The organism is Acidimangrovimonas sediminis (assembly GCF_002871005.1).
In the GTDB taxonomy this organism is placed as follows: domain Bacteria; phylum Pseudomonadota; class Alphaproteobacteria; order Rhodobacterales; family Rhodobacteraceae; genus Acidimangrovimonas; species Acidimangrovimonas sediminis.
In genome coordinates this window covers 1-22860 of sequence record NZ_PHSN01000035.1, presented here as the reverse complement: position 1 = coordinate 22860, position 22860 = coordinate 1, and the positions used below count along the sequence as shown (strand labels likewise).

General features: G+C 64.0%; 32 protein-coding genes, 1 other RNA gene and 1 pseudogene. 5 read left to right on the top strand and 29 right to left on the bottom strand.

Going from position 1 to position 22860, the window contains the following annotated elements:
• Nucleotides 1–34: 34 nt before the first annotated feature.
• The 26 genes from CVV76_RS22125 to CVV76_RS22000 form a co-directional block, all read right to left on the bottom strand.
• Nucleotides 35–1423, bottom strand: a complete 1389-nt coding sequence (locus CVV76_RS22125; RefSeq protein WP_102226861.1) for a DUF935 domain-containing protein — start codon at nt 1421–1423, stop codon at nt 35–37.
• Nucleotides 1420–1623 carry a hypothetical protein gene (locus CVV76_RS22120; protein ID WP_102226860.1) on the bottom strand — a complete coding sequence of 68 codons (204 nt, stop codon included), beginning with the start codon at nt 1621–1623 and terminating at the stop codon, nt 1420–1422. The genes CVV76_RS22125 and CVV76_RS22120 overlap by 4 nt, the downstream gene beginning before the upstream one ends.
• Nucleotides 1623–3278, bottom strand: a complete 1656-nt coding sequence (gene terL, locus CVV76_RS22115) for a phage terminase large subunit (RefSeq protein WP_102226859.1) — start codon at nt 3276–3278, stop codon at nt 1623–1625. Before terL ends, CVV76_RS22120 begins: the two co-directional genes overlap by 1 nt.
• A complete protein-coding gene (locus CVV76_RS22110) occupies nt 3275–3772 on the bottom strand; it encodes a DUF1804 family protein (RefSeq protein WP_102226858.1) in 498 nt (165 codons plus the stop codon). Before CVV76_RS22110 ends, terL begins: the two co-directional genes overlap by 4 nt.
• The gene (locus CVV76_RS22105; protein WP_102226857.1) at nt 3769–4116 is read right to left on the bottom strand and encodes a DUF2730 family protein; all 348 of its coding nucleotides are present in this window, start codon (nt 4114–4116) and stop codon (nt 3769–3771) included. The genes CVV76_RS22110 and CVV76_RS22105 overlap by 4 nt, the downstream gene beginning before the upstream one ends.
• Complete coding sequence (locus tag CVV76_RS22100; protein WP_102226856.1) at nt 4116–4634, bottom strand: hypothetical protein; 519 nt, start codon at nt 4632–4634, stop codon at nt 4116–4118. The genes CVV76_RS22105 and CVV76_RS22100 overlap by 1 nt, the downstream gene beginning before the upstream one ends.
• A gap of 1 nt (nt 4635) precedes the next feature.
• Nucleotides 4636–5526, bottom strand: coding sequence for a glycoside hydrolase family protein (locus CVV76_RS22095; protein WP_102226855.1), 891 nt, complete (start codon nt 5524–5526; stop codon nt 4636–4638).
• Between the two features lie 88 nt (nt 5527–5614).
• Nucleotides 5615–5974 carry a hypothetical protein gene (locus CVV76_RS22090; protein ID WP_146010355.1) on the bottom strand — a complete coding sequence of 120 codons (360 nt, stop codon included), beginning with the start codon at nt 5972–5974 and terminating at the stop codon, nt 5615–5617.
• 52 nt (nt 5975–6026) lie between these two features.
• The gene (locus tag CVV76_RS22085) at nt 6027–6437 is read right to left on the bottom strand and encodes a MerR family transcriptional regulator (protein ID WP_146010354.1); all 411 of its coding nucleotides are present in this window, start codon (nt 6435–6437) and stop codon (nt 6027–6029) included.
• Nucleotides 6430–6870 carry a regulatory protein GemA gene (locus CVV76_RS22080; protein ID WP_102226852.1) on the bottom strand — a complete coding sequence of 147 codons (441 nt, stop codon included), beginning with the start codon at nt 6868–6870 and terminating at the stop codon, nt 6430–6432. The genes CVV76_RS22085 and CVV76_RS22080 overlap by 8 nt, the downstream gene beginning before the upstream one ends.
• A complete protein-coding gene (locus CVV76_RS22075) occupies nt 6867–7505 on the bottom strand; it encodes an HNH endonuclease signature motif containing protein (protein WP_102226851.1) in 639 nt (212 codons plus the stop codon). Before CVV76_RS22075 ends, CVV76_RS22080 begins: the two co-directional genes overlap by 4 nt.
• On the bottom strand, nt 7502–7744 hold the full coding sequence (locus CVV76_RS22070; RefSeq protein ID WP_102226850.1) for a hypothetical protein: 243 nt from the start codon (nt 7742–7744) through the stop codon (nt 7502–7504). The genes CVV76_RS22075 and CVV76_RS22070 overlap by 4 nt, the downstream gene beginning before the upstream one ends.
• A 7-nt stretch (nt 7745–7751) precedes the next feature.
• Nucleotides 7752–7829, bottom strand: an RNA gene (locus tag CVV76_RS22065) — hammerhead ribozyme type II.
• A complete protein-coding gene (locus CVV76_RS22060) occupies nt 7829–8098 on the bottom strand; it encodes an HU family DNA-binding protein (RefSeq protein WP_102226849.1) in 270 nt (89 codons plus the stop codon). The genes CVV76_RS22065 and CVV76_RS22060 overlap by 1 nt, the downstream gene beginning before the upstream one ends.
• Nucleotides 8099–8155: 57 nt before the next feature.
• Nucleotides 8156–8341, bottom strand: a complete 186-nt coding sequence (locus CVV76_RS22055; protein WP_102226848.1) for a hypothetical protein — start codon at nt 8339–8341, stop codon at nt 8156–8158.
• A gap of 4 nt (nt 8342–8345) precedes the next feature.
• The gene (locus CVV76_RS22050) at nt 8346–8996 is read right to left on the bottom strand and encodes a DUF3164 family protein (RefSeq protein WP_233193100.1); all 651 of its coding nucleotides are present in this window, start codon (nt 8994–8996) and stop codon (nt 8346–8348) included.
• A gap of 43 nt (nt 8997–9039) precedes the next feature.
• Nucleotides 9040–9333, bottom strand: coding sequence for a hypothetical protein (locus CVV76_RS22045; RefSeq protein WP_102226846.1), 294 nt, complete (start codon nt 9331–9333; stop codon nt 9040–9042).
• Nucleotides 9333–9704: a hypothetical protein gene (locus CVV76_RS22040; protein WP_233193099.1), complete on the bottom strand. Its 372-nt coding sequence runs from the start codon at nt 9702–9704 to the stop codon at nt 9333–9335. The genes CVV76_RS22045 and CVV76_RS22040 overlap by 1 nt, the downstream gene beginning before the upstream one ends.
• Entirely contained in the window at nt 9686–10285 is a 600-nt protein-coding gene (locus CVV76_RS22035; protein WP_146010353.1) for a hypothetical protein, read from the bottom strand. The genes CVV76_RS22040 and CVV76_RS22035 overlap by 19 nt, the downstream gene beginning before the upstream one ends.
• A complete protein-coding gene (locus CVV76_RS22030; RefSeq protein WP_102226844.1) occupies nt 10285–11061 on the bottom strand; it encodes an AAA family ATPase in 777 nt (258 codons plus the stop codon). Before CVV76_RS22030 ends, CVV76_RS22035 begins: the two co-directional genes overlap by 1 nt.
• Before the next feature lie 32 nt (nt 11062–11093).
• Nucleotides 11094–13373, bottom strand: coding sequence for a Mu transposase C-terminal domain-containing protein (locus tag CVV76_RS22025; protein WP_102226843.1), 2280 nt, complete (start codon nt 13371–13373; stop codon nt 11094–11096).
• Complete coding sequence (locus tag CVV76_RS22020; RefSeq protein ID WP_102226842.1) at nt 13373–14224, bottom strand: ParB/RepB/Spo0J family partition protein; 852 nt, start codon at nt 14222–14224, stop codon at nt 13373–13375. Before CVV76_RS22020 ends, CVV76_RS22025 begins: the two co-directional genes overlap by 1 nt.
• Nucleotides 14221–14448: a hypothetical protein gene (locus CVV76_RS22015; RefSeq protein WP_102226841.1), complete on the bottom strand. Its 228-nt coding sequence runs from the start codon at nt 14446–14448 to the stop codon at nt 14221–14223. Before CVV76_RS22015 ends, CVV76_RS22020 begins: the two co-directional genes overlap by 4 nt.
• On the bottom strand, nt 14448–14705 hold the full coding sequence (locus CVV76_RS22010; RefSeq protein ID WP_146010352.1) for a hypothetical protein: 258 nt from the start codon (nt 14703–14705) through the stop codon (nt 14448–14450). Before CVV76_RS22010 ends, CVV76_RS22015 begins: the two co-directional genes overlap by 1 nt.
• On the bottom strand, nt 14702–15175 hold the full coding sequence (locus tag CVV76_RS22005; protein ID WP_102226839.1) for a hypothetical protein: 474 nt from the start codon (nt 15173–15175) through the stop codon (nt 14702–14704). The genes CVV76_RS22010 and CVV76_RS22005 overlap by 4 nt, the downstream gene beginning before the upstream one ends.
• A 91-nt stretch (nt 15176–15266) precedes the next feature.
• A complete protein-coding gene (locus CVV76_RS22000; protein WP_102226838.1) occupies nt 15267–15521 on the bottom strand; it encodes a hypothetical protein in 255 nt (84 codons plus the stop codon).
• Nucleotides 15522–15835: 314 nt separating this feature from the next.
• On the opposite strand from CVV76_RS22000, the gene CVV76_RS21995 reads away from it, so the two are divergent.
• Nucleotides 15836–16384: a hypothetical protein gene (locus CVV76_RS21995; RefSeq protein WP_146010351.1), complete on the top strand. Its 549-nt coding sequence runs from the start codon at nt 15836–15838 to the stop codon at nt 16382–16384.
• Nucleotides 16385–16395: 11 nt separating this feature from the next.
• On the opposite strand, the gene CVV76_RS21990 is transcribed toward CVV76_RS21995, so the two are convergent.
• Nucleotides 16396–16620 (bottom strand): hypothetical protein, encoded by a 225-nt coding sequence (locus tag CVV76_RS21990; RefSeq protein WP_102226836.1) that lies wholly within the window; start codon nt 16618–16620, stop codon nt 16396–16398.
• Complete coding sequence (locus tag CVV76_RS21985; RefSeq protein ID WP_102226835.1) at nt 16620–16898, bottom strand: hypothetical protein; 279 nt, start codon at nt 16896–16898, stop codon at nt 16620–16622. Before CVV76_RS21985 ends, CVV76_RS21990 begins: the two co-directional genes overlap by 1 nt.
• A gap of 26 nt (nt 16899–16924) precedes the next feature.
• Here CVV76_RS21985 and CVV76_RS24780 point away from each other — a divergent pair, with 26 nt between their 5' ends.
• Nucleotides 16925–17701, top strand: coding sequence for an XRE family transcriptional regulator (locus tag CVV76_RS24780; protein ID WP_146010350.1), 777 nt, complete (start codon nt 16925–16927; stop codon nt 17699–17701).
• Complete coding sequence (locus tag CVV76_RS24775) at nt 17701–18240, top strand: hypothetical protein (RefSeq protein ID WP_146010349.1); 540 nt, start codon at nt 17701–17703, stop codon at nt 18238–18240. The genes CVV76_RS24780 and CVV76_RS24775 overlap by 1 nt, the downstream gene beginning before the upstream one ends.
• A gap of 591 nt (nt 18241–18831) precedes the next feature.
• Here the strand turns inward: CVV76_RS24775 and CVV76_RS21975 are convergent.
• Complete coding sequence (locus CVV76_RS21975) at nt 18832–19959, bottom strand: zinc-binding metallopeptidase family protein (protein ID WP_102226833.1); 1128 nt, start codon at nt 19957–19959, stop codon at nt 18832–18834.
• Nucleotides 19960–20198: 239 nt separating this feature from the next.
• Between CVV76_RS21975 and CVV76_RS21970 the strand changes: the two genes are divergently transcribed.
• Together CVV76_RS21970 and CVV76_RS21965 are read left to right on the top strand one after the other, a co-directional pair.
• Complete coding sequence (locus CVV76_RS21970; RefSeq protein WP_102226832.1) at nt 20199–21716, top strand: catalase; 1518 nt, start codon at nt 20199–20201, stop codon at nt 21714–21716.
• Nucleotides 21717–22014: 298 nt separating this feature from the next.
• A pseudogene (locus CVV76_RS21965) lies at nt 22015–22860 on the top strand (hypothetical protein); the annotation flags it as partial.

The window sequence follows — 22860 nt, the reverse complement described above, 5'->3', positions numbered from 1 at the left end:
CCATCGGTCTCAGCAAAGCAGACGTGGCGATGGTTCAGCGTTTTTTTTTGAGCCTGGCGGCGAAGGCGATGGAAGGATCGGCTGCAGGATCCTGGCTGGCGAACGGATCCGGGGCCTGGGCTGCCGGCGCGAAGGCCGCGCGCGCCTTTACCATTGCGTCGATCGTGCGATCGGAAAGCCCGTCGGTCAGCTCGAAGGAGATGATGTACTCGCGCGCGATCGCGTCGTCTTCGAAGACGGCCGACTGCTTGACGATCGTCACCAGCGCCTGGTTGCTGGCCGTGGCCGCTTCCGCCTTCTGTTTGCGGGTCTCGGCCTCGGCCTGCTCGTTCTTCGGCCTGGCCCGCCAGACCGACGGCAGGGCCGCACCGGGCAGGTTGTACTCGACGATCCAGCGGATCAGCTGTTGGCGGAGCGTGCTTGACAGCAGATCGCTGTCACTGTCGACCACGAGGCCGAACATCTCTTCATGCACGTCGCCCAGGGCACGGCTGCCCGAATCCCCGACCTGGGTGGTCAGTGTCTCGCCGGTGGTCCGGATCGAGATCTGGCGATCCCAGTAATCGAGGAAGCCCTGATAGCTGACGGTGCCTCCGCGGGTCGCTTCCAGGAACTCGACATCCGTCCCGATCGGCACGGTGACCGCGGAGCTGGTCCGGATATTCTGCAGGGTCTGGAGGAGCTTGCGCTGCTGCCCATCGATATCGCCGTAGGGGGTCTTGCCGACGACAGTGGGCCCGGCGAACTTCTCGAGGAAGTGCAGCCAGAAGGCGATACCCTCGCGTTTAAACAGGACGGGCCAGAAGAGGCTGTTGCCGAGGCCCAGGCCATAAGGGTTGTTCCCCTTCACGCCGACGCGGTGAATGATGAACTTCCGCTCGGGCAGCGCGATGCCCTCGTACATCGAGGTCCAGGTCAGCAGCCGCGGCTTCCAGTCGAAGCCGAAACGGAAGCGCCGCTGATCGTGGGTCTTGATCCGCTCGGGCCGGATCTGGGTGCCATCGCGCATCCAGACCACCTCGCTGACGGCAAAGCCCTTCAGCGTCGCGTCCAGCAGGTCTTCGCAGATCTGGTCGAAGGGAAGCTTGCCGAGCTGCTCTTCCACCAGGTCGGCGGCTTCCTTGTCGATCGCGCGATCACCGCCGGGCTCGACGCCCCACTCGCGGGCGACGACGGCCTTCTTGCGCTTGCCGAGCATTGCCCCGGCATGGGTGTCGCGCTCGATCTCGTCATAGATCTTCAGGCCCTGGCCGCCGCCCTGCTGGATCAGCGTGTCGTCGACATACTGCATCACGCCGGAGAAGAATGGGATCGTGATGTCGTTCTGGGCGCTGGCGATCAGCGTCCGCTGCTCCGCCGGCAGGTTCTTGCGGCCCTGGTCGGCGAAGGACGCGTTTGCACGCTTGTGCTTGCGGCGGCTCATCGGGTCGGTCCTCGATCGAGAATGGTGATGCCCCGGCCGCGCTCGGCGCGGCCGGTGTGGCGGTGCGGGCAGGCCTGCATGTCGTGGTTGCGCGCGCCGCAATAGCCGCAGCGCAGATTGGCGCGGCGCGCCGAACCGCCGAAGGTGTGCGGACAGGTTCGGTGGTCATGACGATGGGAGCCGCAATAGCTGCAACGCATCAGCCCCTCCCCAATCTGAAGCCGCCCAGCTGATCGCCGCCTCCGTCCGACGCGGTCATCACCTCGCCGCCGCCTGCACCGGCGCCGCCATAGATCAGCGTGTTCTGATAGAGCATGTCGAGGCAGTCCGGACCGTCGTCGTGGGCGGCATTGGGCCACTGCTCGAGCTGTTCTATCAGTGTGACCTGGGAGGTGTGCAAACGGATCATGCCGGCCTTGATCGGCGGCTGCAGGCGCTCGATGCGGAGATCCTTGTCGGCGATCGGCGTCACCGGGATCGCCGAGACACCCACGCCGGCCTTCGCGGCCTCGGTCATCAGCTGGGTACGCAGGAACTCCTGGAACTGGACGCTTTCCACGAACCACAGGAGACAGCGATAATCGCGCTGCATCGCGATGACATCGGAGATGATCACCGTGGGAAGCCGGCGACGGATCGAGGCCTCGACCAGGTCCATGCGGGTATTGAGGCGATCCCAACCGCCCACCAGGATCGCAGACGGGTCGCGGCCCTTCGCCTTCTTGCCGAGCGACGGATCGATCGCCCCAAAGAAGATCCAGTCGGACTGGCGCTGGACCCAATAGGTCAGGTCGCCGAAAGGGTTGCCGTCACTGATCGGCTGGTTCTGGTACTCGGTCTGGAAGGCCTCGTGATCGGCCGCGCGTTCGAGCATCAGCCATACGAGCGGCTGAAGGGCGGGCCAGTTGATCACGGCGCCCGCGTCCATCTCGGCCCTGCGCTCGGCATAGAAGGCCCGCGCGGCCTCTTCGCCGTCGGCCAGGAAGATTTCCTCGAACGCGTCCCAGAGGTCCATCCGGTCGGGCCAGCGCTGGATCGCCTGGAACTTGGTGACCGTCCAGGCGGGCGATTTCGAGGCGCGCACCAGAACGGCGTCGAAGTGCAGGATTGTCCCGACCCAAACGACGTCCATAGAGCCGTCGGGCGGCCCGAGCTTCAGCGCGGCACGGTTGATCCAGTTCCAGAGCTTGGTGCGCTGGTCGGGGCTGCGGACCTGCTCGTCGTTCTCGATATCGTCCAGGAACAGGAGGTCGGGCCGGAAGGGGCCATGCCGGCGACCACGGACCTTCTTGCCGGCGCCGAGGCCGGAGACGCGCACGTTGTTGCGGGTAACGATGTCTCCCTCACGCCAGACGCGGCCGGCGCCGAAGGCGTCAGGAAAGTCTGTCTGAAGGCGAATGTTGACGGTCAGCTCGGCCTTGATCGCTTCGACCAGGAGCGCAGCCTGCTCGTAGACGTCGCAGACCTCGACGATGTAGTGCTTCAGCCCCCGGACGATGCAGTAGAGCGCCAGACCCAGCGAGAGGTGCGTGGACTTCGAGGAACCCCGCGGGGCCACGAAAAGCTCGCGGGCGCCTCTGTCGGAGCCGAGAATGCCGGGCACGCGTTCGAAGACCGCCTCGTGAAAGAGGCTCGCTTCTCCCCGGATGTAGTGGGGCAGATAGGTTTCCAGGAAGAAGCGGTAACCGTCCGCGCCCTCGACCTTTCGCAGACGCTCGGCCTTGGCGGCCGGGTCCGTCGGAAAGGCATCGACGCTGAGCTCGATGAAGCGCGAGAACTCGTCCGCCATCTTGGCGATGTTCTCGCGAAACTCGCGCCGGCTGACGGCCGCTTTCAGGCGCGGCCGGACGGTCATGACGTGTAGAGCTCCGCCAGGCGATCGCCGAACGGCTCGATGATCTCGAGGACGGCATCGGCATGCTGCGGGAAGTTCTCACGGACGAACTCGAGGAGCTTGCCCATCACGTCCTGGGCCACGCCCAGCTCGGACACCTTCGGTGCGAACCGTTTGGCCGAGGCGGCCATCTTCGTCATCGCGTCGGAGAGCGAAACCAGCATGCCGACCTTTTCGGTGGTCGAATGGGTACCCGACTTGATCTCCTCCAGGATCGACTGCGCCTGGAGCATGAAGTCTTCGACGACGTGGCTGACCACGGTCTCGACACCTTCGCCCGCGATCACATGGGCCGTGCGCGCCGCATCCCAGTTGTCGCCGGCATCGCGCGCGGCCTTCTTCCAGCGCCCGACCGTCGCTTCCGAGATGCCATAGGCGGCCGCAATGGTCGCCTGTGTCATCCGCCGGTAGATGTAGTCGGAGCGCGCCTTGCGCTTGATGTCTTCCCTGGTCATTCGCCGTCCCGTAGCCCCATGGCCCATTTCTGGAGGTTTTCGATTGCGTGCTTCAGCGGCAGCATCTGGCCGCTGACCGCGTTGAGTGAGCCGTGGAGCTCGGTCATCTTCCGATCGATGGCGTGAAGCTCATCCTTGGTGGGCAGATACGTCAGGTCGTTTTCGAGCTTCTGGATCCGCGATTCCTGGTGGTTCTGCCGCTTCTCGATCTTCTCGATCTTGTCCGCATTCGATCGGGGCCGGGAGGAGACCAGCATCCAGACCGCCAACGCGAAGGTCATGATCGGGGAGAGCACACCGATCCAGTCGACCAGCGGCGAGATGTCGAACACGCCTCCGGGCATCAGCTGCCGCCCATCTTCGCGGCGATCTTGCCGGCCACGTCCTTGACGGTGTGGCCGCCCATGTAGAGGCCCATGTAGAGGGTCGAGAGCTGCAGCAGGTCGTTGAACGGCATCGGCGGCAACGCGATCTTCCAGATCGCATTGGCCACATGCAGGATCACGCTGTTCCAGAGCCAGAGAAAGCCCAGCATGTACATGCCGGCGGGGCGCCAGGCGCGCATCCATACCGGATCGGTCGCTTCGCCCGCGGCGAGCGCGGCCGATTGCTGCGCTTCCTGCATGTAGAGTTGCACCATGGCGGGGCTCTGCGCCTCCACGGTGCGCATGGCCGAGACCACCGAGTCCTGATCGGACTGCGCCTTGGCTTCGAGCTGATCGACCGGAATGCCGAGCTCACTGGCGACCCGGGTCAGCACGTCGGATGCCAGCCGCCCATCGGCGGGACCGAGCTTCGACTGCAGGATGGCGCCGATCAACGGCAGGCCCGCCTGGATGGCGATCGCGGCAAGGGCGCCCATGTCAGACGCTCCGGAGGAAGGCCGCGACGCGCGGCATGGTGGGGGCCACGGCTGCGGCGATCACGTCGCGGTATTTCCAGGCCTGATGAAGCGCCGCGGCGCCGGCCGCGACGGTGGCGGCAACATCGGCATGGGGCACCCCGGAGAGCTGATGCACCAGATCGGTCGAGCTGGCAGCGACGCCGGTGGCGATCGCGGCCGTTGCCTTCGGGGCGGCCTTTGCGCGGGCGTCCAGGGCGCGTTGCAGGGTCGAGAGGGTGGCGCGCCCGATCAGGCCGTCGACGGTCAGGTCGTGGTCGCTCTGGAACCGCTTGATCTGGTCGGTTTCCTGGCCGATCGCGCCGATCTCGTAGCCGAGCTTCCGGAAGCCTTCGACCGCGGCGCTCCGTTCGCCGGGCGTCATCTTGATGACCCAGTTGCCGATCTTCTCGGCGTTGCCGGTATCGCCGTAGACCCCCATCAGCAGGATGTTCGCTTCGCGCTGACGGCGCTTTTCGAGACCGGGAAGCACCTTGCCGCCGCTCTTGTCCCACTCCGCCATCGAGGCGCGGATCGCCGAAGCGGCGGCGCTGGATTTCCAGAGCTTCACCCAGGTCGCGCGGGCAATCGCGCCGGTGTTCCAGTGGAACAGCACGCCCGCATCGAACTCGTTCTGTTTGGGCTGGCCCATCGCCTTCTGGACGGCTGGCTCGTAGTTCTGGCGAAGCGCCTGCTGCAGGAGCGCCGTCGCTTGGTCGGGCCGCAGCACCATGCCCGCCTTCGGCGTCACGACGCCCGAAGCGGCCGTGAGGCCTGCGCCGATCGTCCAGACGCCCTTGGCGTCACGATAGGCCTTCAGCACGACGCCTTCCTCTTCCTCGAGGACGGCCGTGCCCTGTGCGCTGGTCTGCATGAATACTCGCTCCGCGAAACGGTTTTCCCGTCTCGCAATTGGCACGAGCGTTGCGCACCGCTGCAGCGGACATGCGTCCGGGGCAGCCTCAGTCGTTGTCGAAGAGATCGTCCTGTCGCGGATCGCGATGCCGGCCGCCGTGGCCCGCATCGCCGTTCGCCAGGCGCCGGACGTGGCGCTGCGAAATCCCGAGTTCCCGCGCGATCTGGCCTTTCTTCAGGCCCCGGGCTTCCAGCTCGTGGACGTTGCGCAGAACCTGCCCGGCTTTGCCATGCGGGATGTAGATCGCGGTGTTCCCGATGAACTTGCATAGCGCGTTGGCCGGCTCTTCGCCAAGCACCTTCGCGAGTTCGTGGTCCGGTCCTGCCGACTTGGGGATCCAGAGTTCACGTCCGCCAAACGCCTGCATCAGCTCCAGCACCAGCTTCACGCCGAGCGCGTCGGCCACATCGGCAAGCGATTCCGGAAGATGATGAGAGCTATGAGGCGAAATGGGCATGTCAGCCCCGCGCCTTGCGGGCAGCGTATTCCACCGCGGCCTGGTCGCGCATCTTCTCGGCCAGCTTCAGCTCACGGTATTCCGCCATCGTCAGATAGCGGCGACGCCCGCCGTTCGGGCGCGGTGGCAGGCCGAGCCGACCGCACCAGGCCGAAATGGCGGCGCGACTGCAGCCGAAGTGCCTGGCGATTTCGTTTCCGTCGACGCCGGCAATCCAGAGGTCCCGAAGCTGATCGGCATCCAGGTTGAGATAGCGGTTGCCCTGCTTGCGTTGAGGAAGGCCGAGATGCTTCGCCCGGTGCCAGAGGTTCGAGCGTGACAGCCCGACCTCCGCCGCGGCCTGCGCTGTGGTCAGCGAAGAATCAAGCCAGACCTTGCGGATCTGCGACGCGGGAATGTGCTTGTCAGCCATGGCGCCCCCGCTTCCGCTCGGCGGCGAGGCCACGGGCTTCCATCTTCTTCAGCGCTTCGATGACCGGGGACGCCTGATCATAGGAAAGCAGATCCGGATCGACGGCGACGTTGCCGCTGCCCTGGTCAACGAAGCGCGCGCAGAAGGCGCGCAGGGCTTCTCGGGAGCCGTTGTCGATCACGCCGAGGCGCTGGCAGTTCTTCCAGAGCGCATGGATCAGCCGGATGTAGGGTTTCGAGGCCGTCCGGGCCGGGCGGCTGGTCTTCACGCGGAAACCGAGACGCTTCAGCTCGTCAAGAACGTCCCGTTTCTGACGCTCTGACATGGCACGCAACGAGCGCTGGCCGGTGACGCGTTCCAGGAGATCACGGTAATCGTCATCGTCGATCGCCAGCTCGGCCTTCGCGATGTTGATGATCGCAGTGGCGTTCATGACTTCGCCCGCTTCTTTGCTTCGCGGGCGGCGTATTCCAGCTTCGCCGTTGCCATCAACGTGGGCTTCAGCTCATCTGGCGCATCATCGTAGGCGATGCCCCAGCGCCCCGAAAGTCGAGGCATCATGGCTTGCGGGATGAGTTCCCAGTTCGATGGATCGCAATTCGTCTTGTCGCCGCTGAGGCATTTGAGGACCATTCCCTTGGGGATCGGGCCGTGCTTCTTTTCCCAGAGCCAGCGATGCTTGTGGACCGGCCGGGTCGGCGCCCCAGTCCAGGGATTCGTCTCGTCCACGATCATGATGACGTAACCATCTTTCGCGTCGATACGTTCGTGGCCCGCGCCGCGCCATGTGTGAGGCCGATCTCCCTTCTTGAACTGGGTGCGTGCGCTGTTGGCATTGAAGGGCATCTTCTTGCCCTTGTTCATCGGCTCGTTGCCTTTGGGAAAGCAGCCGGTGCGCCCTGTCTTCCAGCCCTTGCGGAGGCAGAGCTGCTTCAGCGCATCCACGGACACATCGGTGCGACGGAAACGTGCGCAAAACCCCGCATGCAGCGTCTTTCGCGGCCAGTCCTTGTGGGCCTCGATCCACGCCAGTTCTTCCGGCAGGTAGTCGATTGCCTGGCCCTTCATTCCTGCGCCTTCCCGATTGCGGGTAGATGGGGAAGCACTTGAGCCCCGTGCTCTGCAAAGAGCTTGGCGGCAGTGAGCTGCAACTTCGCATTTTCCGAGACCTGGTCAGCGACATCGACAATCGCGCCGGCGCGTTTCACCTCCTGCTCGATCTGTTCGGCCGTCAGGCTTTCGTCGCTCAGCCGTTCCAGCTGGGCGAAGAGGTGATCATTGAGATCGGACAACCTGTTCTTCTTCATCTTGCACCTCCGGCTGCATCATCAGGACCAGGCCACCACGCCCGGCCGACCGCCGCCCGGCTCATCGCCGAGCGGGGTTTCGCATCAGGCGTGGGACTTCGACGCCTTGAAGGCGAGCCGACGCTTGGCCGGGATCTCGACCGTCTCACCGGTCCGAGGGTTCCGACCCTGGCGCGCCGCGCTTTCCTTGACCTGGAAGGTGCCGAACTGCGCGAGACGGACCGTCATGCCGGCGTCAGCTTTCTCGGAGATCTCCTTCAGGGCGGCGTCGATCACTGCCTGAACCGTCTGCTTGGACGTACCCGTCGCCGCGGTCACGTTGGCGATCAGGTCGGTCTTGTTGAAGTTGCTCATGGTCTTCTCCTTGGGGTTGCTCGGCCGCACAGCGCCGCCGGGGGTGAAATTCAAAAGTCAGTCGAGTTCGCCTTCGTGAAACCGCATTTCGGTCTCGACCTCGTCGCCCGTATCGCGGAGGCGCTTGATCGCCTCCACGATCATCCGACCGGCATCGTCGACGTCGCACGCCTCCGCGCCGCGCTCTGCACGCAGGATTTCGGCGACGAGAACGATGGTTGCGGGGTTGAGGGTCAGTTTCATCGACTTATGCCTTCGCCAGGTCGATCGTGACGGTCTCCCAGGGCGCATCGACGCTCTGGCGTGTCTGGATCCGGTAGTAGGTCCTGGAACCCACCACACGGATGGCAGCCCGCAGGGCCTCCATCGCCTTGACCCAGCGCTCATCCTCGACATCGAGGCTCAGCAGGGTGAACAGCAGCGCGCGGTTCACCTGACCTTCCTTGTCGGTGTTGAAGGTCTTGGTGATCAGGGCGCGGATCTCCGGGCGGCTGTCCGCGGCCCACTCGTTGAGGCATTCGTCGAGCAACTGCTTGCCGACCTGCAGCTCCGGTCCGAAATCCATGAGGTCGGCAACGCGAACCTCGACCTTCATGAGGCCGTCGTAGGTCTGATAGGTGCGGTTGCCCTTTGGGCCGCCCTTCGTAAGCCCGTATTCCTGTTCGAGGATCGCGTCGAAGCTGCCGAGATCCTCGAAGGTGTGGGCCTTGAAGCGCGACACCTGGTCGCTCAACGACAGCGCGTAGCCCATGACCTTGCGGACAGTATCGTCCTCAAGCTTGTGCTGGGCCTTCACGAGCTCTGCCGGCCAAAGCGCGCCCTTGGCGTCGCGCATATAGCTCTTGCCGTCGACCTCGATCAGGGCGCTCGGTACGGCGGTGGGGGCGAAATCGGACATTGGGGTCTCCATGGTGGGGATGGGGGGATTTCCGGCGAGAGGGTCAGACATCGATCCCTCCCACGAAGCGAAGCACGGACCTCATGCGGCCATTGCCCAGGCGCTGGTGAACCTCGAAGATGAGATCCTCGAATTCCGTGCTCATCTCGCGCAGTGCGGCGCCGATCAACGGGGACTCTCCCGGATGCTGGGAGGCGAGCAGCATGGCAGCCACGACCAGGATGACAGCACCTGCTTCCGATGAAGGCGGGAAGGCCGAGAGCTGCTGAAACAGAACGCCCGCCTCGTCGCTGAACTCGATCGCTTCGATCTGCTCGACCAGGTGTTTGCGCGACATCAGGTCACCTCCTTCAGCGGGTTGAATTCGCAGACCCGGCAGGCGCGCCACTGGCGCAGCTTTTCGGGGTTCGACGTGGACATCGGCGCGAGCGCGTTCTCGCGGCAGGTCGCGAGCGAGATCCCGCGGCCGATGTGGGGGCAGAGCCGTTCAGCCCGGTAGATTGAGAAGACACGGGCGGCATACTTGCGGCTGACCTTGTCGAGCTTCGCCGGATAGGTGCCCGACAAGAGCATCGAGAGCGACGGGCGCGGCATGCCGATTTCAGCCGCGACGGCGGCGATCGAGCGACCCTTGGCAACCTCCTCGCGGACGAGTTCGACCCAGTCGGGGGCGGGCAGATCCAGGTTGGTCAGCTGGCGGTTTTGCATGCCACGTCCTCCCCTGTGTTCGGATCATGGATCGCGCAGGCGCTCTCGCGGAACACCGGTGCCTTCGGGCCGGTGTCTTGACGGATAAGCCAACGCTTGAAGCCGTTGGAGCCCGGCGCCGTGCCAGACACGCGGCGCGGCATCTCGGCGACGTAGCCGGCCGCACTCAGCCGCGAGACGTAGCGGCGAGCGTTGTCCTGCTGATCACCATCGCCATCGCGAGAGGCATCGGCCACGATCTCGCCGATCGTAAAGCAGCGCCGCACACGCATCGCCGTCCAGGCGCGCTGGCGGAAGGTGTCCTTGATGATCTTCACCTGACCCTTCGGACCGCCGCGGATCACCTCGCCGGACGAGGCAGCGGCCTTCCCACCATTGGTGAGTCGGATCACGCCCGGTTTGACGATGGTGGCGTAGCTCCGCAGGAACAGCCGCCGGGCCGCGTTGTTGAACTGGCGGCGGTTAAGGCCGAGCTGCTCCTGCAGCGCCATGACCCCGTGATCGCTGCCATCCGCCATCGCTCGAAGAAGCGCTGTCGTTGCAGCGCCAAGGGTGCCTGTATCGAATTCGCCTGCGACCATCAGAACGCCCCCGGAACCTTGATGGGCTTGCCATGTGTACGGTCGTTCATGAGCGTCTGGCCGGCCATGTCGGCGACGGTGACGCCCTTCGGCCCGAGATCGATGCGGCGCCCGAACTTCTCGATGTTCGCGATCGCGTCGAGGATCTCGCGGTTGAACCCCTTCGAGACCTTGTGGACGAAGTCGATCAGATCATCGGCAACCGCCACCTCGCACCGACCCTCGATCAGCGCGGCGACGTCCTCGCGGGAGGCCGGCAGGAACTCCACCTTGTTCGGGGCGCGGCTCTCGATCTGGGGAAAGCGGCGCAGGTTGTCGCGGAGCCGCCCCATGCCGACCAGGATCGTCGGCATGAATTGGATATCGCTGATGCCGCGGATCGCTTCCATGATCTCGCTGCGGTTCGACACAAGGTCGCATTCGTCGATGACGAGGCCGAACGTCGTGCCGTTCAGTGCGGCCTCTTCGGCACGCGACTGCAGTTCCTGGATCACGCGGGCGAAGCGCTCGCGGCGCCCACCACGGATGCCCTCGTAAGACACGGAGAGCTCGGTCAGCAGATCCTTGATGAACCAGCTATAATCCCATCCCTTCTGCGCGCGCATGTAGATGCTGCCGGTCTGGGCGACCCAGCGCGACAGGGTGGTGGTCTTGCCCAGCCCCGGCTTGCCGTCGACCACCACCATGCAGGCCTCGATCGCACCGCGATCGTCGAGCGCATGCATGGCGCCCAGGAAGCGCTTCGTGTTGCTCGTCTCGACAAAGGTGTTCTTCATTTTTATGCTCTCCTCATGCTCTCAGCAGGGTGTCAGGCAACGGCGCGGAGGAGGGTTCGAAGCGCCTCCACATCGATGCCTGACATTCGGAACAGATCGCGGGCCGTCTGACTGCCAAGGCAGCTCTTCAGGACGTTGATCTGGTTTGGCGTTAGCTCTTCAGGGTGATCCAGGGCCCAGGCGGCCAGGTCTTCGTCGGAAGCGAAGGTGCGTCGCCTGGGCAGGCTCGCAGGGACGTCAGGAACTTCCGGCTCTTGGGAAATCCTGACGGGTTCATCCTCGATCGATTCGAAGAACGGCGCGGGCTCGACCGGCTGATGTTCCACCAGATGCAGCCCGAGGCGCTCGGCTTCGATCTCGGCCGATTTCTTGCCAATCCGGGCCTGACGACTCTTGGCCCGGTCTTCGATCGCCTTCTGCTCGTAGCTGACAGGGACATACCGCTGGGCGTTCGCCTCGAAACGCGCGACGCAGATGAGCTTTCCGGGCTGACCGGTCTCGACGTCGAACTCCCGGACCCAGACCCGGTCGGCCTGGTGATAGTCGTAGCCCACCATGACCTTCTTCTGGTGGTAGGGTACCAGAGCATGGTCGAAATAGGTGTTCGAGTTCCACTGCACTTCGCCGCGGCGGGCGACACGGGTCTCGTAGGGGCGGAAAAGATCGTCGACCTCGTCTGCATCGACCTGCACGGGATGGAAGCCGTCGCGCACGTGGGCGGCCCAGGCCTCGTTCGGGCTCATATGCCGCGTCTTCCCGGTTTCCGGGTCGATGAACTTCGGCAATCCGCGGTGGGGACGATCGTTGTATTCGGCGACCATGCCCCAGGCGAGTTCGACGAAGCGCTCCCAGCTCGGCAGCAGGCGCGACTCTCCGAACTCGGCAATCTCACGCCGGGTCTTCTTGTGGACGAACTGCTTCGCCTCCTTGTCCATGTCGCGGCTGATGTAGGTGGGCAGGCGCTTGGCGAGCACATCCCAGATCGTCGCCTGTGGGCGCTCGATCCGGCCTTTCGCCTGCGACCCATAGGGCAGCGCATGCATCTTCGTGATGCCGAGGCGCCCCATCAGGCCGCTGACATCGGCGTCCATCGCCTCGTTCTTGTAGCCCGGGCCGCGGTCGACGTAGAAAATCGCCGGAATGCCGTTATCGACGCAGCTGTTGCGGAGCGCTTCGGCCACTGTGCGCTGGTTTTCCGAGCGGGCGAGGGAGATCCCGACGACCTTGCGCGTAACGACGTCGAGGATCGTCGTGATCTCCGGCCGGATCGGGTTTTTCGTGACGGGATCGGCGATCTCGGCGTCGAAGGTCTTGCCGTCGGCGGTATAGATCGTGGTCGGCCACATGCCCTCGGTGGTGCGCGTGACATAAGCCATGCGGGAGCGCAGCGTCAGCAGTCCCTCACGGCCGACATGCTTCTCGATGTTGTTCATCCGCTCGCGCAAGATACGGCGCGCCTGTCCGAGCGTGATCGGCATGTGGTGCAGCCCCGGATCACCCGTCACCTTCTTCAGGTACTGCGCATGCGCATCCGAGATGGTCGGTTTCGAGGGCATGGCGTAGAACTTGAGGAACTCCGCGAAGGCCGCGGGGATCGGCTCGGCCTCTTTTGGCGGCACGGGCGCGAGTGCGACCACGCCCCGCTCATCCCGAACCTTGAACCAGTCGTAGAGCGCGCGGCGGCTTACGCTCATCGCGTTGCGCCGATCGTTGGCGACACGGAGGCGTTCCGGGGCAATGTGAAAACCTGTCGGCGAGGTCAGTTCGAGCGGCCGCGAGAGCGATGCGAGCTCGTGGGGCGAGAGGGGCGCGCCTGACTCGCGCCGGAGCTCGATTTCCTGACGATCGGCGAACGCCTTCTGGGCATTCACGAAGCTCGCGATGCCCCAGGCACGGTTCTCGCCGTGGGCGATGGCATAGCCCTCGATCGTTGTCAGGATTTCGGCCCGGGCCTCCATCACGCCCCGGGCATGGGCGCCGAGCGCCTGGGCTCGGATTGCCATGACCTGACGTCTTGCCGCTTCGGTCTGGATCTCGTGCGCGGCCTGCAGCGCGACGGTGGCCGTGCGGGCGGTCAGCGCTGCCTGTAGTGCCTCCGGAAGGAGCGAGAGGTGGTATTCGGTGGTGGGGCGTCCGCCCGTGCCCGACGTGGCCCGCGGCCGCGCCAGTCGTTCCGGCAGAGCATTCCAGCCCTCCCTGGTCGCGGACTTTCTCCATCCACGCTCGGTCATCGGAAGGCCTGCCAATCCGCGCGCGGCGGTGGCATCTGCAAGCTCCCTTGCCGTGAAGAACTGCTGGGCGGCCGCGCTCATCAGATGCGCCCCCTCCGCTTGAGGGACGCGATCACCCGGTCTTCATGGGCAGCCAGCACGTTGTCGAAGGTGACATCGTCGAGGGCGCCGAGGCTCTGGCTCACCTTGAGATAGCGCTTTTCGAGGGCGTTCTGGGCAACGCCGTTTGCCAGGAAGTCCAGGGCTTGCGCGACGTTGCCGACAGGGCCATCGCCCAAGATCAAGTCGAGGATCTTGCCCTGAAGGTCCGGCTTCTGTTCGGAAAGGGCCTTCAGCTCGGTCTGCTTGTTCGCGGTCTCGGTGCCGACTAGGCGGCGGCGGGCCTCGGGCGTCAGGTCGGTCCAGATCTTGACGGAGATCTGAATTGCACGTTTCGAAAGCCCAATTTTTTCGGCAGTCGCGGTAGCAAACGAAAACATTTCGTTTGCTGAACCCTGACGGGCTTTACCCCCAGCAACGCCGGCTTTCGTTTCCGGATACAGCTTCTCCCACACCCGCTTCAGCTCGAAGAGGTGGCAGCAGCGGTCGAGGGCATTGAGCTCGTTGCGGCCGAGGTTCTCCATGACCTCTTCGAGCCGGGCCTCGTCGGCATTGCTGGCGGTCGAGACGATGCAGCGGATCTTCGCGAAGCCGGCCACCTTGGCTGCGATCAGGCGATGGTGCCCGGCCGTCAGGCTCCAGCGGCCGTCGCCAAGGTCACGAACGCGGATCGGCTGAAGGAGGCCTTGCTCGCGGATCATGTCGGCCAGGGCGCGGACCCAGTTCATGTCCAGGGCACGGGCGCGGCCCTCATTGGCCTCGATCGCGTCGATCGACACATCGATGCTGTCTTGACCGAGGTAGGTCTCGGGGCGGTTAGCTTCGGCATTCATACTTTGGGAGCCCTTGTCATGGTGTAGTAGAAGCGCCAGCCTTGGGCCGTGGCCTGCTTGATGCAGGCGATCTCGGCGCCGTGGTGGCGAAGTTCGGAAATGCAGACGTTCACCGCCATCACCCGGCCCCGACGCACGATGTCGCGCGTCGTGTGGGGCTTGCCGTCCCGCAGGACCGCCAGCACCCGCTGAAGCCGGGGAGAGGTGAGCGCCGCCGCGTGCATCAGGCGTGCCCGCCCGAATTGGCCAGGACCCGGCGCAGCACATCGAGCGCGCCGGTCCTGGCGAGTTCGCCCAGCTCGTCCACGAGTTGCTCGGCTGATTGGGCATAGAGGCGGCTGGAGGCGCACCGCATGGGCCACGGCAGCGCCGTGTCGCGAGCGATGTCGAGATCGGACTGGGCGGCAGCGAGGAGTTCGGTAACTCGGGCAAGCTTGGCGCGCGGTGTCGGGGTTTTGCTGGTCGCGATTGCGGGCATCATGCGTCCTCCTCAGGTTTGGCGGGCCAGTCGGCCCCGCGTTCGATCGAGAAGCGCGCCCCGGCGCAGTTCTCGGTGTTGCACTGGATCGCCGCGCCGCGATCCCAGCGGGCGTAGTAGAGCTCGCCCCCCTCGCAGTTCGGGCAGGGGACATGACCGCTGGTGTTCAGCGGGATCGGAGCGGGCAGCGCGGCGATCGCCTGGGCAATGCGGTGATGCAGGGCGTCGCCAAACTCCTTCCACATCTGCCGCTCGGCGGCGGTGTATTCCTGGCGGAGCGGGCAATAGGCATCGGCGGCGGGCGTCGGCATGCAGGCCAGTGCCGCACCGAGCTTCCGCAGGCTAACCTCGCGCGCGCAGCACGGTCCGGTTCCCGAGAGCAGGTCACCGCGCTCGTAGCGGTAGTGTCGGCAGTGACCCGTGGCGCGCAGGGGGCGGGGAAAGCCGGTGCGGGGTTTGTCGTTCTCAGCCATGGTCAGAACCCGAAAAGACGATGAAAAATCCACAGCCAGGCGACCAAGCCGCCCAGCACACTGCCCATGAAGATCGTGAAACCGAGCGGGCTCATTTCGGCAGCTCCATCATCCCGAGGCCGGTGCCGATCCAGAGGCCCACGATCAGCATGCCGAAGAGCACGGCGCCGCCGATCCAGTTGGAGAACGGGCTGGCCTCGAAGGCACGGACGGTCGAAACCAGCCGGCGCCAGCCCGCACGCAGGGGGGAGGAGAAAGCGTGCGGGCCGGCGGGCTCACGCGCCACCGCCCCTTGAGTGGTGGCAGACTGCTCGGCGGCGCGGAGAAGGGGGGAGATATGGGTCATGCCGCATCCTCCAGATGTTGGGTTTGGAGAATGGGAAGGCCCAAGTTATACTGGCGGTGTCGAGGGACGTAGGAGCGCCCCCCGACACCTGACATCCCCTTCTGAGACCAGCAAAAGGAGACGTGTTCGATGAGTGGGAAAAAAGATGACACCCCGCGCCGGGAATTCGGAGTTCGCCAGCCGGATCGTGAAATGCAGATTAACTCGCTGGGGCCAAGGCAGCCCAGCACGTCCGGACCAGGTGCTGGCCCCGGCCCTCGCCAGCCCAGTGCCCCAGCGCCAAAGCCGCCACCGCAGAAATAGGAGCCTGACGTATGACCCCAGATCGCGAGAACGTCCGTTTCAATGCTCTCCGGAACGCCCTCTATCATACGGCGCGGAGACGCGCTCTTGAGCGTATGAACCGGGTATTCAATCTTGCGGTCATACTGCTTGGTGCAGCTGCAATCGGCGACGTGCTTGCTCGCTTTGGTATTGCCCAAAGCTGGATTGGCGCAGCAGTTGCGCTGATCGGCGCGCTGCAGTTGGTCTTTGATTTTGGTCGCCAGGCCCGCGACCATCAGACGTTGCAGAGAGACTACTACTCCCTTCTCGCAGACATTGAGGCCGTCCCCAGCGCAAACGATGAAGACTGCGCAACTTGGCAGAGCCGTCTGGTTCGCATCGCAGCCGAGGAGCCGCCAATGCTTCGCGCTCTCGACGCCAAGGCTTACAATGATGCGATTGATGCGCTCGAATTCGGTCGAGATCAGCGGCTTCACGTGCCGCTTCTGCACCGCATTTTGGCAGCTTTCGTGTCCTTCGAGGGACATGACTACCGAAAGCTTGGGGAATTGGGCAATGCTCATCCCCCTGCTGCCTGACACATTCAGCATCACACCCCCTCCAGTTCGACGATGATGAACGGCCATGGCTCGCCGCGCGCCTCGGCGCGGGTGCGGAGCAGATCCGCCTGCCGCGGGGTGCCCAGCCAGGCATAGGTGGTGCCGGTGGTGGCGCCGCATCCGCTCAGGTGCAGGTACGCGCGGTCCTTCGGGTCGCGCAGGCGGCAGCGCAGGGCGCTGTGGTCGACCGTCGGACGGGGGCGGGTGCTGAGCATTAGCGGCTCTCCTGGCTGATCATGGCATGGTGATCGCGCAGGCGTTTGGCATAGGCTGCCATCACGAAGTCCCGGCCAGCTGCGTCAATAATCCGTGCCAGAAGTGCCCTACCTTTGGGTCCCCTGGACTGGCCGAAGGTGGCGTTCCTGGCATTCGACGAGGACACGCCATTTTCGGCGCACCAGATATCGAAGCCTCGGCCCTGAGCCCGGAATGCGCCAACGATCGCATCGTGCAGGATCGCCCCGGGCTGGAACTTAATGGCGTTCTCGGTCATGCTGCCTCGTTAAACATGCTCTGCTCTTGGATCATAATATTATGCACTCAAATGGATACAGTCAATCAGAAATGCATCCATATGCGTGCATTGGTAAACGCCTCCATGAGGAGCGTCTGCGGCTGGGGCTTAATCAGGCTGATTTTGGTGCGATCGCAGGGGTTAAGAGAAACGCGCAACTCAACTACGAGGCAGGGAAGAGGGCGCCAGATGCAGGCTACCTCTCAGCGATCGCCGAAGCTGGGGCAGATGTTCAGTACATCCTAACGGGTCAACAACATGCCGAGTCGATTAGGCGGGAGATAGCTGCCAAACTGGAAGGTATGAGTGCATCGAGCACGCATGTCTCCATACGGCGACATGAAGAAGATCTCGTTCATCTTCCTCTTTACGATGCCCGGATCGCGGCCGGCGCGGGCAGCCATAATGGGGCCGAAGAAATCATCGACATGATCGCCTTCCGTAAAGACTGGATGAGCCGCAGACAGATATCGAGTGCGGATGCGGTTCTGGCGAGGATCAGCGGTAAAAGCATGGCGCGCACGATCAGCGACGGCGACATGGTTATGATCGACACGTCGCAGAAGGTACTGCCGGTCCGCCAGAACCTGAAGGACGGTCTTGCCCCGATCTACGCGCTTTTGGATGATGGAGAAGCGAGAGCGAAGAGATTGTGGCGCCCATCGGAGGATCTGCTGATGCTGACATCGGACAATCCCGAGTTTGGGCAAGAGGATAAATCAGTCGCTGACGTCACCGTAATCGGACGGGTAGTCTGGTGGGGGCATACGGAGAGAGTGTGATGGAAAAAGGCTTTTCCCACCTCATGAAGGTGTGGTTCAGACACGAGCCGATCGATATTGGTCCCTACATTGCGCGCGCCGTTTCCGAGTGCCCGTACAAGCACGACTTTAGCCTTTCCGAACTCGCGGAGTTGACGGAATTGGCTTTCCTCGACTCAAAAATTTCCAATGATATGCTGGACAGGATCGATGGCGGAAACCTCGATGCGATCACGGGGCGAGTGTGCGGATGGATCAACTCAGCTTATCGGATCGAGCAAATTTGCGATCCTGGTATGGAGCGTATGCGCCCCTATGTTGAGCTTCTGGCAGGCCCCTGGATCTGCCCTCAGGCTTCCGCGATGACAGGCCGCTTTCTCGGTCGTGATGAGCTTGAGGTGATCCCCTTGAGCAGGTGCATCGACTACCCATGCAATTGTGCTTACGTCACCAGGTCAGTTGGTGAACTTCGGCGATCTGGCCGCTTAACCTCAGACGGAGATCCTCTTCCACAGCCACACTCTCCTCCTACGAGGTTTGACGGGCATCCTGCGCGTTAAAAACCACCTTACCTGAACCTTTTCTAACGCTTTCCGAGTTCCGAAACCTCCGTGCATCCATCTGATGCGGTGCTCCCTTCTATCCCCTTTTTCCATTGATCTACTCGATACCATACCGCCCTCTACATGGTTTCGGAACTCAGTTCCGAAACCCCCTGCTGCCCTAGTATGGTCCTAAGCGGCTGTCGGTGCCCCACGCGGCCAAGCTCTCGCGCAATATTCCCATTTTCTCCCAGTATGTTAGAGAATGCGGTCTGATGATCGCCTTTTGCGGCTGCTTTGCCTGCTTGGTGTCATGGAAGTGCGCAGTTCAAGCTCATTTTGGGGCGTCTTCCCGCATTCTCCGTACAGAACCTCAAATGCCCTAATTACTTACATTACCCTGTTTTTGCAGCGCTTTTTGTGGGTCTCCTAGGTTTCGGAACGTGTGCAAAAGGTAAGACCCCCCTACAGTTGCTCCCCTACGAACCAAAGCGCGAAGCTATCGCCCGGGTGGTCGCCGGACCAGACCGACCTCCGCGATACGCCGAAGGTCCGCGCCCGGCGAAGTGGCGAGGGCTTGGTTGCCGCTCCCGGCTGCCGGGGGCCGGGTCAGGCCGGCGCGATACGGGTCCGGATCGCCGCGTGCACGAAGGCCAGCTTGGCCTGCACCGGCTCGGGCAGCACGAAGGGGTAGAAATCCTGCTGGCCCATCGCGCGGTTCATCGCGTTCAACGCCACCGTCAGCGGCATCCAGGCCGTGACAAGCTGGCGGATGTCCAGGGCGCGGTAAGGGTCGAAATCGAGCTCCGCCGACAGCTTGCCCTCCGGGTCGATCCTCGGGGCCACGCTCATGCCAAAGGCGGTCGCGGTCTCGATCGTGTCGACCATGTGCAGGTAATGCGCCCAGGTTTCGGCCCAGTCCTCCCATGGATGCATCGTCGCATAGGCCGAGACATGGCTTGCCTGCCAGTCGGCGGGGGGGCCGTCGCGGTAATGCGCCTGAAGCGCCGCGCCGTAATCGGCCCGCTCGTCGCCGAAGAGGGCGCGGAAGGCCTCGATGCCGGTAGTCCCGCCGTCCTCCGATCCGTCGCGGATCAGCAGGTCCCAGTAATAATGCCCGATCTCGTGCCGGAAATGCCCCAGCAGCGTGCGGTAGCCTTCGCCCATGTCCTGGCGCAGCTTCTCGCGGTGGGCGTCGTCGGCCTCGGTCAGGGCAATGGTGATCACCCCGTCGGCATGCCCGGTGGTGACCTGTTCCGACGGGTCGGGGCCGTCCGCGAGAAAGTCGAAGATCATCGGTTCGGGATGGCCGTCATCCGCAAGCGGCATCGGAAGGCCAAGGCGCCGCAGGGTGTAGATCAGCCGCCGCTTGGCGGTCTCGATCTTCTGCCAGCGGGCGCGGTTCCCGGGATCCGAGAGGTCGGGCACGGTGCGGTTGTGACGGCAGGCGCGGCAATAGGTTTCGTCTGCGCTTGCGCCCGAGCTTGAGACTGAGCCGACATCAAGCAGCCAGTTGCAGCCGCTCATCTCCCAGTTGGCGCAGAAGCGATAGCGGCCAGAGGTGTCGCCGAGGTTCGGCCCCGACCCCTCCGCGAGGTGCCACACCGGCCCCTCGGCCTCGACCGCGGCCATGGCGTCGCGGCCGGGCAGGTAGCCCACGTCCCTGCCGCAGTTCAGGCAGGCGGTGTTCTCGAAATGGAGGACCTGCCCGCAGCATTGGCATTGGAAAAGTCGCATCTTCGCTTCCTGCCTTTCCGTGCCGATCCGGCGTGCCTCTGGCACCGCGGGGTCTGGCACCGCGGGGGCCCATCGGCGGCAGCCCGTCCTGCTGAACCCGGGCCGTGCCACAGCGGTTCCGCGTTCCCGAGCGCGCGGCCCTCAACTGAGTGATGCATCAGCATGCGGAACCTCTGGAACCCCGGCAGGCGGCTGCCCGTTTCCCCCATACCGATTTCTCCAAGACAGAGGTTCCGACCATGAGCAGCGACAAACCTGTCCCCGCGACCACCAACGACGCGGGCCATCCCGTCCAGAGCCAGGAACATTCTCTGACCGTCGGCACGGATGGCCCTATCGTCCTGCACGACCATTACCTGCTCGAGCAGATGGCCAACTTCAACCGCGAGCGCATTCCCGAGCGTCAGCCCCACGCCAAGGGATCGGGCGCCTTCGGCCATTTCGAGGTGACCAACGACGTCTCGAAATACACCAAGGCCCGCGTGTTCCAGCCCGGCGCCAAGGTCGACACGCTGGTGCGCTTTTCAACCGTGGCGGGGGAGCGCGGCAGCCCCGACACCTGGCGCGATCCGCGCGGCTTCTCGGTGAAGATGTACACCGACGAAGGCATCTTCGACATGGTGGGCAACAACACGCCCGTCTTCTTCGTGCGGGATCCGACCAAGTTCCAGAACTTCATCCGCAGCCAGAAGCGCCGTGCCGACAACGGCCTGCGCGACCATGACATGCAGTGGGATTTCTGGACGTTGTCGCCCGAGAGCGCGCATCAGGTGGCCTATCTCATGGGCGACCGCGGCATCCCGAAGACCTGGCGCGAGATGAACGGCTATTCCAGCCACACCTATTCTCTGGTCAACGCCGAGGGAAAGCTCTTCTGGGTGAAGTTCCACTTCAAGACCGATCAGGGTGACGGCAACGCCTATCTCAGCCAGGACGAGGCCGACAAGATGGCCGGGCAGGACAGCGACTTCCACCGCCGCGACCTGTTCGACAACATCGCATCGGGGAATTACCCGAGCTGGACTCTCTACTGGCAGATCATGCCTTTCGAGGATGCCAAGACCTACCGCATCAACCCGTTCGACCTGACCAAGGTCTGGCCGCATTCGGATTACCCGCTGATCGAGGTGGGCAAGCTGACGCTCAACCGCAACCCGACCGATTTCCACAGCCAGATCGAGCAGGCCGCGTTCGAGCCGAACAACATGGTGCCGGGGGTTGGCCTGTCGCCTGACAAGATGCTGCTGGCGCGGGGCTTTTCCTATGCCGATGCGCACCGCGCGCGGCTTGGGGTGAACTACAAGCAGATCCCTGTGAACAAGCCGCAAAGCCCGGTGCACGCCTATTCCAAGGATGGCGCGATGCGGGTCGAGAACGCGGCCGATCCGGTCTATTATCCGAATTCCTACGGCGGCCCCGAGGCGCAGCCCACGCCCGCCGAGGCCGGTCTCTGGCATGCCGATGGCGACATGGTTCGCGCGGCCTATCAGCTGCGCAAGGACGATGACGACTGGAGTCAGGCCGGCGCGCTGGTGCGCGACGTCATGGATGACGGGATGCGCGACCGGCTGGTGACGAATGTCACCGGGCACCTCTGCGACGGGGTCAGCGAGAAGGTGCTGAAGCGTGCTTTCGAGTACTGGCGCAACATCGACGCCGATATCGGCGCGCGGATCGAGAAGGCCGTGCGCGACCAGCTTGGCGGCGAGTCGAAGGCGCCCGGCATGGCCTCGGCCAAGAGCATCGGCGGCAAGTGAGGCGCCCCGGGCCGGCGGACGCGCGCCGCCGGCCCGGACGCAACTATCCCCAAAAAGAAACGCCCCCGCAGCATCCTCAACGCATTCGGGTATCTGGGACATGACAAGAGCAAGCGCTGCCGGGGCAACTCGGCAGCGCTTTGATTTTGTGTGGTATTTCGTGCCGGAATGCGCTTGACGCTCCCATTCTCGGGACCGCACAAAACCCTCAGGCCACAACAACCGAAAAAATGGCCCCTGCGATTTCCGATTTCCCGGAAATGGCCAAGGTGCCCTTTGAGCTGGGAGCAGCTTCTTGATGCAAACACAGATCACCAGGAAGGGTGTCGTGGCAAGAAAGCTTCCCCAGCTGACGCTGGCACAAATCTACCCCGCATTGAGCGGTAACACAAATCTCAATGCGTGTAGCGATCCCGATTGCGGCAACTTCGGGGTCCCATTCGATGCAGAACTCCCGCAGTTCATCGGCCCTGGTGCCCAATCGCGCCGAGCGCAGGCCCGACTGACGAACAGCTCGATCGCGAGCGGGCGCGGCCACTACACGCTCACCTCGTTCGGGGACGAAGACCAACAACGTCTCTCGACGGTCTTCGACTTCGCGGACGATCCGGCGGCCTGGACAGATGGTCGATCCATTGTCTGTAGGCATACACACGGCAACGGCACCTGCGACAACACGCTCTCGCTCCTGTCAAACGCGCACCTCGACGACGAGGTCGAACGTCTCCGGAGCGAAAACGGGATCCTCGACGGTGCGCGATGCAAGGCCTGCGGAACGCGGTATCTCGACCGGCCCGGCGAGTTCGCTTTCAATGGCCGGCACGGCGAGAAGCGCTCCATCGCCCAAGGCAAGAAGGCGCAGCGCCGAAGCGTTCGCCTGATCCACAAGCCTTGCCGGGGTGAAGCGGGGTCGAGAATCTCGGTCTCACTCGAGCACGCGCGCCAGCAAGAGCGCTACGACAACATCCAGATCCTGCGGGAGCTGGCCAACGAAGGCAGGATCGGCAAGATTCAGCGCTTGCTCACAAATCCGAAGACCGGGAAGGCCGCCGGCATCGACCGGATCTACCGACGGATCTTCTGGTTGGAGAAGACGCTGCTCGCCTACGAACGCGCGCAGTTGACCATCATCCCGCTGAAAGGT